The sequence below is a fragment of the Anaerobiospirillum sp. NML120511 genome (assembly GCF_023050955.1).
Taxonomy (GTDB): Bacteria; Pseudomonadota; Gammaproteobacteria; order Enterobacterales; family Succinivibrionaceae; genus Anaerobiospirillum.
The window spans coordinates 167,271-180,897 of sequence record NZ_JALKIK010000001.1 but is presented as its reverse complement, the minus strand read 5'-3'; the positions used below and the strand labels follow the sequence as shown (position 1 = coordinate 180,897).

4 protein-coding genes are annotated in these 13,627 nt (G+C 55.6%); all 4 read left to right on the top strand.

Annotated features, from left to right (window positions below):
* Positions 1–1,336 precede the first annotated feature (1,336 nt).
* Complete coding sequence (locus MXE39_RS00320) at positions 1,337–2,293, top strand: hypothetical protein (protein WP_246977779.1); 957 nt, start codon at positions 1,337–1,339, stop codon at positions 2,291–2,293.
* Positions 2,294–2,692: 399 nt separating this feature from the next.
* Positions 2,693–8,305 carry a type IV secretion system DNA-binding domain-containing protein gene (locus tag MXE39_RS00315; protein ID WP_246977780.1) on the top strand — a complete coding sequence of 1,871 codons (5,613 nt, stop codon included), beginning with the start codon at positions 2,693–2,695 and terminating at the stop codon, positions 8,303–8,305.
* A gap of 826 nt (positions 8,306–9,131) precedes the next feature.
* Positions 9,132–10,151 carry a hypothetical protein gene (locus MXE39_RS00310; RefSeq protein WP_246977781.1) on the top strand — a complete coding sequence of 340 codons (1,020 nt, stop codon included), beginning with the start codon at positions 9,132–9,134 and terminating at the stop codon, positions 10,149–10,151.
* 265 nt (positions 10,152–10,416) lie between these two features.
* Positions 10,417–13,554, top strand: a complete 3,138-nt coding sequence (locus MXE39_RS00305) for a hypothetical protein (protein ID WP_246977782.1) — start codon at positions 10,417–10,419, stop codon at positions 13,552–13,554.
* Positions 13,555–13,627 lie beyond the last annotated feature (73 nt).

Genomic DNA, 13,627 nt, shown 5'->3' with positions numbered 1-13,627 from the left:
ATTTATCATCGTTATTTCAATTGAGAAATGGCATGTATATCGTGATTTAACAATGTGGTCCAGTTGAGAATCTGTTGATAAATTTTATCGTTTATCTATGCAGGTACCATAGATATGGGAATGTCTCTTATGGTTTTATTCATCACCTGCAAAATAGATATAGACAATGCCCCCTGGGTGTGCAATTAATTAAATCAGTCCAGCGGGCAAAAAGGCCTTGTTGGACAGATTCATTACTAAAATGAATAAAGCATGGCTATGCTTTAATCAGTGAGGTCTGAAGGGCGCTCAGTTACCATCAGAGTCGCTTTGTGAAAGTTTCAGATCTCGTGGCACAGCGCAGCTGCGCGGCCCGCAGATGGTCCACGGAACCGTGGGCTCATTATTTTTCCACAACCTTTTTGGTTATGGAAAGTATTCCTTGTACGAAAAGTAAGCCATTGGCTTTTATTGCCTGTTCCTGTCCTCTGTCAGGGATAAGGCATAAAACTTTGATAACGGTAAGACGCTGTCAGCGTCGTGATGCCTGAAATTAAATCCTGAAATCACTGCGGATCTGATACCAGCTCTGGTTGTTCCAGCTTACTGGTAATCAGAACTGTTCGCTTTTTGCGGATCCTTGAATCCGGCTTCAATATGCCAGCCCAGCTTGTCATTGCTTTGATTGGCCATGCTCAGTTCAGGTGTCATTATTTTTTGAGCAGAAAAGAAAAGGTTGTTGTGCTGCCTCAGGCAGTGAAAATTTGAAAATTTAATTGCTATCAGCTGACTGCCAGCAGTTTTTGTCCAATGGCAAACAGCGGCAGTGCTTATCCATATCTGATCAGGACAATGTCCATATTGTTATGGAAAGCATTAATAACTAAGATGACAGTCTGTACAACTGTACTCATACCTTACCCGTATCCATTACCCGTTCCGTATCCGTACTTTAGTCTGACCTTTGTCCTTACCACTCGTGTATTCACAGTATTACTGTACCTGCTCCACGGACCTGAAAGTGTCCTGTCCTGTAATGTCTATTCCAGGTGATATGCGGTTCAGGTACTGTTCGAGCAGTGCCTTAACCCAGGGAGTCTGGCATAAAGACTTCTTTGTTCAAAGACTCATGTGTCACTGAGCCTGTTATGACATAAGCATTTGTGTGCCAGGTGTAGTGGCGTGGCTTGGTGTGACGTGGTGTGGCGACGGCGGTGGCGTGGTGCGTCGGTCTTCTGGTAGTAAACAGCTTATATCAGCCCAGTCATATGGGATTTTTTAACGTAAATTAAAAGTGGGCTAAGTGCCCGTAACAGTAACGGCTTGAAAGCCAGTAAGAAGCCGTAAGGAGTTAAACATGGCATCCCGTAATTCCCTCATTTCTGCTCTTAATCGCCTCAATTCCAGGTCTGAGAATGTAAGCACAGCTGAACTCGACCGCGTCAGCATCATCCATGCTGAAAGCATAAATGGCTGTGAGGATTATGACTTTGCAGGTGATACTGCAGTGACAACTGTTGTCAGTGACATCGAGCTCATAAGCTGCGAGGGTGACGCCGCCAGTTGTGCCGAGCAGAGTGAACCATGTTATGAAGCTTATGAAGCCGGAAACAGCGCTTATTCTCAGGCTGTAAGTGCTGACGAATGCATGGAGTTAAGGGATTACATCATGCCTGAGAGTGCAGGCGATCCCGATGAAGAACAATCCGTCTGTACCTGCTTATTGGTTGATGATCTGCCCGATAGCTGTGGCAGAGCAGACTGTGATTCTGTCAGCAGCGTATCTTGCGACCATTACGAAGATGCCGATGATTATGTTGATGCTGGTGCCTTTTGCAGCAGTGAGCGCGAGTCTGATTATTTCGCTGGACATGAGTCTGGACATGACCTGGGATATTTCTCTGAGCGTAGCGCTGACAGCCTCAGTGATGCTGGCTGTGGCTGCGGCTGTGCCGGTAAGAGGGAGTCCTTATCTGTAATCTACAGTGCTCTTGAGGACTTTTTCGGAGCTGAGGGTAAGCTATCTGGCCTTAACAGCAGTGTAAGCAACAGTGTAAACCGCAGCTCCTGCCATGAAGAGCTGTCAGAACATGCTCATGCTCTTTCAGGGCTCAACTTATCAGCTTTACAGAGCATCTGTGCTGGCAAGTCCGATAACTGGCGTCGTTTCTGTAATATGAACGCCGGCAGAGCAAGCCGTTTTTATGAACCAGCCCGTGCATCTGGCAGTGCTGCCGCACGTGCCTCATCCTCGCGTTCTGTGTCTGTTTCAGGCAAGGGACGTCATTCTTTTTCCGTCAACGCTGACCGCTGATTTTGCCTGGCTTGTGCTGCCTGAAATTATGCCGCTCAGCTATCTGCTCTGAGTCATGGCTGCACAGAGCTGCCATGGTCTTGCAGATCAAAAGGCCAGTCATGGATTATGGGCGTAGTGCGGGCTCTTACATGCCTTTGCTGGTGACGGAGCCATGCATTTGTACTCATACGTACGCGTTATGTACGCCCTCATGTGTACGCATGCCTCAGGCCTGGCTCATACAGCTTTTATCCATGCCTGCTCCATGCTGACACCATGTGAGCACCTGCGGCAGTTTTCGTTGAACGTTGATCTTTGATCGATAATTTTGCTTTGCTTTGTGTTTTGATGCACATAGTGTCTGAGGCCTCGTTTGCAGGCAGGACATTTTGATAACAGTTACGGGGAGAACCCTGGATGTTTGCCCATGTTAAATATCTGAACAAGGCGCTGGGTTTCTTGTTTTCATCGCGCATTAACTCCGATGGTCACTACCATCGTGATGATATGCTGCTGGGCCATGGCCTTGATAATGTTGCCTCCATAAGAGTGGTTACCGGCCTTGCTCTGGTCAGTGCGCTGCTGGTACTGGTTGCCTTCATGCTTGAAGGAACTGCCGGTATGGGCCTGCTCTTTGTCATTATCATGCAGGCTCTGTATCTTTACGTGGTAACTCTGCCAAGAGTAGGTATGGGCCCTGGTTCGGCTGTGCTCAACTCTCCCATGCTGGCACAGCGTTCTTACCGTTCATATCTGCAGGGAAGAGTTCTGTTCACCCCTTTACGCCTGTCTTTATCATGGCGGGCCCGCACCCCTGAAACCGTAGCAGCTGATCGCATCAGAGCCGCCCGCCTTGAGGCAGCCTGTCAGGGCGTAAAGTCCGGCAGCGTAAGTGCCGCCTCCGGTGCAAGTGCACGTGCTGGTGCCAGTTCCTGTGACGGTGCCAGTGCCCGTGCCGGTGCAAGTGCTGGCGAGGGGCTTGCCGGTGATTTGCTCAAAGCAGAGCAGGAGCACAATCTGCAAGCCTATATTGCCAATGGCGGCCATAAGAGTGGCCGTATGATTATGAGCACTCCGGTAACAGTAGAGGATTACATCATTGCTCAGGGCGTACTGGCTGCACAGCGCGCACCAGGCTCAGCATCTGCTCAGGCAGGCCGCACCATTATCAACAGCGGTCATATCAAAAGTCTGAGTGTTCCATTGCTTTGTGACCAGCCCGTCTATGCCGGACGCCTTATGACCATGGAAGCCATTGCTCAGACTCTGGCAGTACGGGCCCAGGAACTGAGTATCGAGGCCGGTGCCTGCGGTGAGGAGGCTGCTCAGGCCGTGCGTCAGGCCCGTGAGAGTGCCGGTGGCAGTCTGTCTCAGGGCGCTGCTGTCAGCGCCGCCATTAAGGAAGTTGCCAGCTCCTGGGCATCACAGCAGGGAGCTGCCCGCACCTGCTCATCACAGCGGGGATCTGCCTTTTCCGGTGGTGGAGCCAGTGATCCTTATGGCTCTCAAGGCACTGCTCTTGATGGCACGGCAATGCTGCCTGCAGTTAACGCCAAAGCACAGGTTCTGCCCTCTGATCTCTGCCTGTACGGCTTTGGTTTTGAGTGGCTGCCCCGTCATACCCGTGCCCTCATGCACATAATGGAGGCAGGCAATAATCCTTCGCCTTTTGGCACCAATGGCTCGCCTGACATTCATGCTGTGGCCTGCGATGACGGCTATGAGCCTATTGTAGTTCCAGTACGTGATCTTGCCGGTCATACTCTGCTGCTGGGTACTACAGGTTCGGGCAAGACCCGTTTCTTCGATTTGCTGGTATCTCAGGCCATTATGCGTGGCGATACCGTAATTGTGCTCGACCCAAAGGGCGATCGTGATCTGCAGATGTCTCTTATCAGGGCCGCCCGCGCCGCTGAGCGTGAGCCCCTTGAGAATATGGTATGCCTTGATGTGGGCCGCCCGGCAGCTCCTTCCCTTAACAGTGAGCGCGGCCGCGCCTTTGCTTCAGCAAGCACAGGTGTGGCCTCTGTACCTCAGGCCTTTGACAATGCAGTAATTACCAGCAAGACCATGAACATAGCCCCTATGAGCGCTTTTGAGCTTGCTGCCAACTCAAGAGTTCGCAAAGGACTGTCAAGTCTGGTAAGCGCCGAGCACTATGATGCTGCCGGTCTGGAGCGCTGCGGACGTGCCTCATCCCGTCTTATTGCTGCATGGCACGAAGAAGTCCATGGCAGCACCATGGCTGATAACAGACACCAGGACAGCTCAGCTGACGGCGCCCGCTCCTGGAGCTGTGAGCACAGTGAAGTGCTGAACACAGAGCAACCCATTTATGATGTCCGGGCATCTCATAGTGGTCGCAATATTAATTATTATGGAAAGCATCATGATTCAGAATCGCCTTTAACCGGATCACTGAACGCTGACCAGTCTGCTGCCGGACAGGCAGCCGGCGGTCCGGGAGCAAGAGTGGTGATTGACGGCTCTGATCTCATGCCTGACAGCGACTTTCTTAAGGGCATAGCCCAGCTCAGATCCCTGCGCACAGACAGCAGTAATGGCTATGACAATACTATTTATGATACCAGGCTTGATGACCGTCTCTTCGATGAAATAAACAGAGGAATTAATCCTACAGCAACTTTTGAGCGCGCTTCGGAAATCGGTTCGCGTCTGAAAACCCTGATTGACGGTCCTGACAGCGTCTTTAAGGACTATGCCATTATGGCCGTAAGCGCCGCCGTTGAGTGCTGTCGTCTGCTGGGTGAAAAGGTCACTCTGTCCAATATTCGCCGCTATGTCTGTCAGCACCGTAATTATGAAATGGCTCTGCGTCAGATCATCAATCTTACTGTTATTGCCATTAACAATCCGGCCTGCTCGGTCTACTACAACCGTATTCACGGTATCTCAGACAAGCGCCTGATAGTAAGCCGTTTTGCTGTCAGTGCCCTGATGGGAGACAGTTTTAAGACAGTGTCCCAGTCTCAGGTAGAAAAAGCCGTAGTCAGACTCTCGGAGATTGGTGAGATTGCCGCCAGTGACGGTCAGGCAGCTGCACAGCGCCTTGCCGCCATGGAAGCAGAAGATGAGGACGGCCTGCATCAGGATGTAGAGGAAATGCCTTCTGATGATGAGCTGCTCAATGAGCTCAATGGCTCTTCGGCCTGTTCAGCTGACCTGGCTCGCAGCAGTGCCGGATGCGGTGAAGGCAGTGACTGTGCTGACGATGATGAGGACAGCTCCCTGCAGTCACGACGCAGCCGGCGTGCCCACAGACGCGCTCATGCAGCATCTGCCGCTGCCTCTGGCGGCGAGGACGGCAGTGCTGCCATGGGAGCTGGCTTTGACATGGCAGCTGCCATGGGCGGCCGTCTTAATGTCAGCTCCGAAGGTGGAGCCTCGGCTCTGGACCTTGATGAAATGGAGCGTCAGATTGAATCTGACGCCCTGGCAGCCGAGGAGCGTGCTGCTGCAGCGGCAAGCAAGAGCAAGACAAAGACAGTACGCTCCAGTGCAGCCCGTCCGGCAGCCCTTGTTGCCCTCAAGGAATTTTATGACTGGCTTACTGCCAGTGGCTATGTACGCTCTGATACCTCAATGAGCCAGATCTTTCAGGTATGCCTGACCAACAGCCTCTACTTTGACAAGACCACATCCTCTATAAGACCATCCATTACCGGGCTTACTTCAGGTGACCTGCTCGAGCTGCTGTCATCAGAGCAGCCTCAGGCTTCGTTTCGCAGCATAGTACGCAATAACATGATTTTCTATGCCGGTCTGCACTGCCTTAAGGACAGCAATACCGGCCGTAATCTGGGCAAGTTGCTGCTGTCAGACCTGGCCGCTACTGCAGGTCAGATCATTGCCGGTAATATCAACGATCACCGCCGTATTTCAGTCTTTATTGACGAGGCCTCAGAGCTTGCCAATGAGCCTTTGCTGCAGCTGCTTAACAAGTCGCGTTCGGCAGGATTCAATATCACCATTGCCACTCAGTCAACAGCTGACCTTGCAGCCCGTATGGGCTCACGTGACATTGCCCAGCAGTTTATCGACAACTGCAATAATGTCATTTCTCTGCGCGTTATGAACAGGGAAACGGCCTCAGTTGTTACTTCAGGACTGCCAGCTACTTCACGTACCCATATCAATACTTCAGTGTCCTCGTCCCAGGTAGGATCAGGCACATCATCATCCATTTCCCGGGGCATGATGCAGGAGGAGTGTGAGAAGTTTCCGCCTTCCATGCTCTCGCTGCTGCCTAATTTTGAATTTGTCGCCCGCTTTGCCAACGGTCATTTCTACAAGGGTTTCATTCCCATTATCGACCGTCGCGGCTCGGGCAGCTCCCGCCCTGATTTGAATACCCTGCAGCAATGGCAGGAGCATGCCGCACAGGCAGCTGCACGCAGCCGCAGTAACTTCTCAGATGCCCCTGCATCTGCCTCAGCCGCGTCTGCATCTGCCAGTTCCTGCCCGCCAGACTCAGATAACCGTGCAGCAGCTGACAGCTCAGCCTGGCCTCATGATCACAGCTCAGGCCCGGCTCATACTGATAAGTCCACTGCCAGCAGTGCCTCAGATCCGGTATCTTCGCAGGATTGCAGGGCAGCATTACCGGCTGACAGCTCAAGTGGAGGCCCTGTGCCTGATGCAGCCTCTTTCTTTGTGCCCGGCCCTCCTGATTTTGCACCAGCTGCCGATCCATCACTGCCTGCGTCAGCAGCCTCTCAGCGTGCATCATGTTCACAGTCATGGCAGGGGGCTCAGGCCCATCAGCCATATCTGTCTGAGCAGGCTATTGAGGAGGCCGCCAGACACCATGGCAGTGCCGGCCTGGAGCACAAGGCTTTTGAAATTGATGATCCTGTGGGCTACAGGGACGGCATTGCTCCTTTTGCCATAAACATTGAGCCTGTAATCAGAGTAAGCACAGCTCAGAATCTGACTGTCATGCCGCTGCGTGATGAGGACTTTCTGTCCATGCACATAAGCTCATCGCGCATGCAGGCGCACAGCAGTGCTGATGTTATTGGCTCTGATGGCAGCACCCGTGCAGCTGCCCATGGCAGTGGCTATGGGGCTGTCCCGAGCGCTCCAGGCGCCACGGGCCATAACTGTGATGACGGTATCCATGAGTTGCTCAGCTGTGACAATCCTGAGCGCCCGGGCTGTAATGACAGAGTACTTGTCTCCCCTGCTCCTTTAACTGCCGCCGCGCTCAAGTCCACTGTACCTGGTATGGACCGATCCTGTATTGCCAGCTCACCCTTCAGTCAGCAGGCCCGCGCAGCTGCCCATGAGCATAATCAGGCTTATGCCGGATCAGTTAATGGCAGCAGCCATGGCAGCAGCGATGGCAGAGCTCATCAGGGCTGCCAGCGCAGGAGCATGCTCACCCGTGCTGCCCTGCTGCCTGTTTATGTATTCAGACTTGTTAAGAGCGGATGCATACGGGTTATTTATGCCCTGACTGCCCTTATTTTCAGTCAGATGCTAATACGCATGTACAGCCTTGCTCTTGAGGCAGGGCTGATACTGCTTATGGTGCTGGTACCGGGTATGATTATCGATGACGGACAGCTTGATTCGCTGCTCTCCTCATCCCGTGAGATGGGCCAGAGTGTAACGGCTTACAGCGCCATTGCCCTTGAGGTAATGCTGCGAGGCAGCGGAGAGCTCAGTGCCCTGCTTTATGAGCACACCAGCTTTACCGACAGATGTATGGCCGTATGGCAGGTAGTCAGCTCCTCATGGCAGCTGCCTTTGACCATGGCCGTAACCGGCATGCTCTGGGGCCATCATGTGGGACTTACCAGTGAGCTCCATCACCGCTCCCTGATGGGCCTGCGCTATTTCACCCGCATACGCTCGCCCCTTAATCTGGTGATCAGCGCCCTTGCAGTATTAATGCTCTGGCAGGGCTGGTTATTCTGCATTGAGTACACCCTGGTGGTGTTGTGGCTGCAGTGCTTTATTCAGGCCTTTGCCCTGAGCTGCTTCTTCTCCCGCCACAGCCGCTGACCCCAGCCCCGGCGCGGTGCCTGCGATACAGCGCACAGCCCCGGCCCGGCACCAGCCTGGCACAGCTGCGGCAGTGCATTGCCTGGCAGGCCCTGCGCACAGGCATGCAAGCCTTCATTTGAGGGACAGTAATGAGCCGTCCCTTAACAGTTTTTTACTTCCCGAGCTTTAAGCATAAGGAAGATAACAGTATCCAGTCGTGCTCCCATGCATGACTGGCGATAACAGTTCCGGCCCGGCTTATTGCCATTGCTATGAGTGACACGGGCCTGAAGATAACGGTATCAGGGTTTATGTCCCGCATAAGCTCTGGCGATAACAGTATCCAGTCGTGCTCCCATGCATGACTGGTGATAACAGTATCAGGCACTGCCCGTAAGAGCGGCTGCTCTGAGATCGGGGAGCTGTCATTGCTGCAGCTCCCCGGCCAGTGCCTGAGTTCTTACATCTCAGCCATGGCAGCACGGCCCAGTGCCGCTGCTGCAAGTCAACACAAACAAAGGGTAATAAACAGTCAGGGGCGGCCGTGGCCGCCAGCATAAATGGCGTACCCCCAGTTACGGCGCCTGCCGCCGTCAGAGCCAGGCCCGGTTGCCCATACCTGGAGCCAGTACAGCCTGCTGCATGCACAGTGCTGCAAGGACCGGGCTGCCAGCAGTGCTGCAGGGCCGTACAGGATGCTCATTGCCATATGGAGCGCTGGCGGTGCGATCGATGCTGCTGCAGTTGCGCTCCGGTCAGTGCTGCGACTGTGCTACCGGTGCGGCTGCGCAAGCCCCTGATTAATACCCATGAACCATGCTTATCAAGCTTAAGGAGTAACACTATGACCTGTTGTCATAAAAGGCTCAATCTGAGCATGCACAAGGTCGATCTGGGAGCTTATGCCTCCTTTGTTCAGACCAGGCCTGACAGTGCCCGTCTTACTGTTCAGCCCCTGTGCCATCACGGCCTCAATCTTACTTACTGTGTCCCGGGCTCTGTGCCTTCGTATCAAAGCGCCTCCTCCAGTGCAGCCACAAGTGCAGCTGATGGCAGGTATCTGAGCTCAGGGGAAGCCCGCAGCGCAGGTGCGCTGCGTGCTGCCTCAGACAGCTCCACCTTCCCGGTCTCAGCCCTGCCCCGTATGTGGCAGCTGGTGCGCTCATTATGCGGCCTGTATCAGCGCCCGCAGCCGCAGGAGCCTGGCACAGTATTCCGTCTTACCAGGGCACAGGCCCCTGCACCGGATCCTGTCCCTGCTCCAGCACCAGCACTGGCTCGAGCTCCAGCGTCTGCTTCAGCTCCGTCCCCTGATGTGTCCCTGAATAAGGGCTCAGGCACACAGTCTTCTCAGTCCCCGGAGAGCAGCTCCGTGCGCCCCGTCACTGCCGGTAAAGCCCGTCAATCCGTCCGCTCCCTGACTGCACCAGCTGACTCAGGATCAGCTCACAGTGTTCACAGCCACAGTGTACAGCGCCTATCAGCAGGCAGGGGCGGAGCAGCTGCGGCCGCCGCACGCAGCTCTGTGCTCCAGACCATGGAGCTTTGCGGGGCAGGCCACGGCAAAACAGCCGCTCACAAGGCCACTTTGCAGGCAACCAGCTGCGAGTTTATGGGCCTTGCAAAGTACGGCCTGAGCAAAGAAGCACAGCCTCATAGCCTTAGCAGCAGCGCCCGCACCAGACAAAGCCGCATGCAGGCTGCCAGGGCTGCTGCCTGTGTCCGTGATTTTATCCACGCGGCCACTCCTGACGGCTCTGCTCCCAACACCGCCGCTCAGGCCGATGACAGCATGGCTGCTCTCAAGGCAGCTCGTGCAGGTATGTGCAGCTCCCACGTCCCTGGCGCAGAGAACGTCCAGTAGTACACAGGGGCCTGTATTGCAAGGCCGTCCTTCCCTCTGAATGAAATCTTTCCCCAATTGAGGTGACCGCAGCTGACCGGGCATGGCAGCCCAGGGCTGTTGCCTGATCTGCAGCCAGGGCAGATGAACTTACGCCCGGCTGTCACCTCAGCTGCAGCTGCACATACGTTCGGCTGCAGCTTCAGGCTGTAACTTCATTGAGCTGGGGAAGTCTGAGGGCGCCTTTAATCAACAGGCATGGTCATTAGTGAGCCCTGGAGGGGCTATGAGAAATTTGTTTAAACCTCTGCTCTTTGTCTTTAATCACCCGCTTTCCAGCGTGTTTTCCCTGATTAGGACAGCTTTTTCCCTTACTTTGATTGCCGCTGTTGCTGCTTTCTTTGTGCCTTTTAACCACTTTGTCGCCGAGGAGGATAAAGACAGCCTCATGGGCACTCTGGGTTCACTGAGCCACCGCCTGGCTCAGGACTTTACCCATGATGTACTGCCCCTGCTTACCTTTACCACACTTGAGCCTTCTGATACTGACCATATGGGCCAGATAGTGGGCCAGCAGCTGGGCGGTGTCTATTACGGCAGCGACCAGCAAAAGGTCTTAAATCCCGATGGCCATATGAGCGATGAGGAGCTCTTTGTGCTCTCAGGCGAGTCCATGCGCAATATCACTGCCTCAGCTGCTGACTTTCAGGGCAGAGACAGCCGTGAGCTGTACATGGACATGCTTCATCTGTGGGGCAGTCCTGCCTATACAGCCGCCATGGCTCAGGCCAATGAGCAGACCATGGCCCGCGACTATCTGGGCATGTTCAGGCTGCCAGATCACATGTCAGTGCAGCAGGGCATTGATAACCTGACCGCACTGCGTCAGGTACGTCCCTTAATAAAGACCATTGACTACCAGCCCCGTGCCCTTGAGGACGGTGCCGCAGTCACCGGCACCAGCCCGGCCGCTCTGGCATCTGCAGCGCCTGAGCACGCTGCCCCACAGGCACAGAATGCTGCCAGAGCGCCAGATGCTGCCAGCGCACCGGTCGCGCCGGCAGCACAGTCTCTGCCGGGTGCTGCTGCATCGGGCCTGGCTGCAGCCTCAGGCAGCAGGGCAGGTGCAGCCTCGGGGAATATGGCTGATTTCACTCCTGTACATCAGGCCATAGCAGCAGGCGGCCGTGCCGGCTGGCTGCATGTGGAGCACTTTTTAACGCAGACAGTGATGGCCTGGCATGAGCTTGAGCGTCAGGGTACAGCCTCGCACGACAGCTTTATGGCCTTTGCCGGGCTGATGCCGCACCGTCTGCAGGCAGCCATTGAAAACAAGCTGCGTGCCTGGGGCAGTCTGGGCATACTCGATGAGGCCATGGCCGCTCAGCTGTGGCAGCAGGGCCTGCGCAAGGCCGATAACAGCCCTGAGTTCAGACAGGCCCTGGCTGCAGCCTCTGCCGCCCGTGCCGCTCAGGGCAGCGCTGCCGCCGGCAGCACCAGGCAGAGCACAGCTGCGCTGTGGCCTGAAGTGCCTTTTGAGCAGCAGGGCCTGGTAGAGCAAGTGCTGAGCACCTTGAGCCCTCTTGAGCAGGCTGAGCTTGAGTCCTTCATCATTGCTCATGTGGCCCTTAAGGACAGCATGGCTTACAGCAGCTCCCCTTTATGGCAGGCCACTGATGGCCTTGATGTCAGCATTGAGCAGGCCGTGGAAAAGCAGCTTGAGGCCTATGGACTGTTTGCCCTCAAGCCTGAGCATCTGCAGGCCCTGCATGATGGCCAGCGCAACTCATATCTTGCCTGGCAGTCCCATTACCAGGCTGACAGCACTCAGGCCGGTACCACGCAGCGCAGCTCACAGAGCTCAAAGAGCACGGCCCCTGAGCAACAGCAGGACAGGACTCTGAGCTCCTCAGCCCGGGCAGGACAGAGCAGTGACATTCATGAGCCAGCCACCAGGGCAGCCCATACCAGTCCTGCAGCTCATAACAGCTTTGCTGCCACTTCCCGCCCTGCAACACCTGCGCTGTCGTCAGGCTCTGCGCTCATGGAGCACAGGGAATTGTCCGGTCTTCACGACGCGCACAGTGTGCTGAGTACTGGCCTTGCAGCCAGCCTTGCTGACGGCGGTGTGGGCAGCGAGGGCGCCAAAGCCGCAGCCGCATCAGCTGCGCTTGAGCAGGCCCGCAGGGCTTTTGAACTTACTGCTGTGCCTGAGACTGTCACAGCCGCACTTGACGGAGCGGCAGTTTACAGCTCATCAGCTCCGCGCAACAGCAGCACTCAGGGGGCTCAGGCAGGACGCATTGAGCTTGCGCAGCTCAGTGAGCGCAGCGCTCAGGCTGCTGCCGGTGACGGTGGCTTGTCTGTGACTGCCGACATGGCCGACAGCAGTGAGGTGGCTGATGCCGACACTGTGGCTGGCAGCGGCGCCGTGACAGCTGCCGGTAAGGGATCTGACAGCGGCGCCGGGGATCAGGGCGGGGACTTTGTCTGTCCTGTGGATCTGGATCGCAGCAGTGCTGTCTATAACTGGCTTACAGCCATGGACGACAGTCAGCGTCAGCATCTGGCCACCTTCCTTGAGCAGCTGCAGGGCTGGCAGTTTTATCTCAATCTGCACGGCCTTGCCGATCCCGTAGTTTTCAGCGCCGTGCTGCTGCCTGACTCTCTGGCAGCTCACCTTGCAATGCTATCTGAGCGCTATCAGGAGCTGCTGGTCTTTGGCTCACAGCGGGCCGCTCTGGCTCATGAGCGCCATATTGTCTCCCTGGTAAGCTTCAGAGCCAGTCAGACCACTGTTGATGAGCTTTGTGAGCGCAGGGGCTGTGAGCTCAGCCCCTCCTCTACTGCAAAGGTACTGGCTGCACTTGATGACAGTGAGCTCAGGGAGCTTGCCCGTGCTCTGCTTGCTCTGGTTGAGGATGGCGCGGCTGTGGAAATGCTCGTTCCTGACAGCATGATGTCATGGGCCATTCATGCCATGCCGGGCTCACTTTATGACCTTGCGCTCAACTCCCTTGAGAGCAGCTCCTGTGGCTATCTGGCCCTGACCCGCAACTGGGTAGAGCAGCACCCTGAGCATGACTCAGGTCTGCAGCTGCTGGCCACCCTCAATGCCCACGGCACAGCCAGTGCTGCGCCCGCCCCGGACCTGGCATCTTCCGAGGCAGCTGACCTGGCATCTTCCGAGGCGGCTGACCTGGCCATGGCCGTAAGCTCACAGTCAGGCGCCCGCGCGCCTGCAGCGCCTGATCGTGAGACTGTAAAGGCGGCAGCCGTACCCGAAGACACTGAACTGGGCACCAGGTCACTGTCGGCAGTGGCTCCGGACCGTGCGGTCACGGTTCCGGGCTCAGAGCGGACTTCAGCCACGGATAACATGGCCTTTCCCAGGCCGGGCCGGGGTAACACAGGTATGGGCTGACAGGGCAGCCCCGCCTTTAAGTCAGGCCCGTATAGCTGTGGGGCCGGGGCCGGATCGCTCAGAGGCGGCCCTG

Bases quoted from the DNA above. Each gene is read 5' to 3' on its own strand.
- MXE39_RS00305 (WP_246977782.1), top strand. From the start codon at position 10,417: ATGAGAAATTTGTTTAAACCTCTGCTCTTTGTCTTTAATCACCCGCTT.
- MXE39_RS00315 (WP_246977780.1), top strand. From the start codon at position 2,693: ATGTTTGCCCATGTTAAATATCTGAACAAGGCGCTGGGTTTCTTGTTT.
- MXE39_RS00320 (WP_246977779.1), top strand. From the start codon at position 1,337: ATGGCATCCCGTAATTCCCTCATTTCTGCTCTTAATCGCCTCAATTCC.
- MXE39_RS00310 (WP_246977781.1), top strand. From the start codon at position 9,132: ATGACCTGTTGTCATAAAAGGCTCAATCTGAGCATGCACAAGGTCGAT.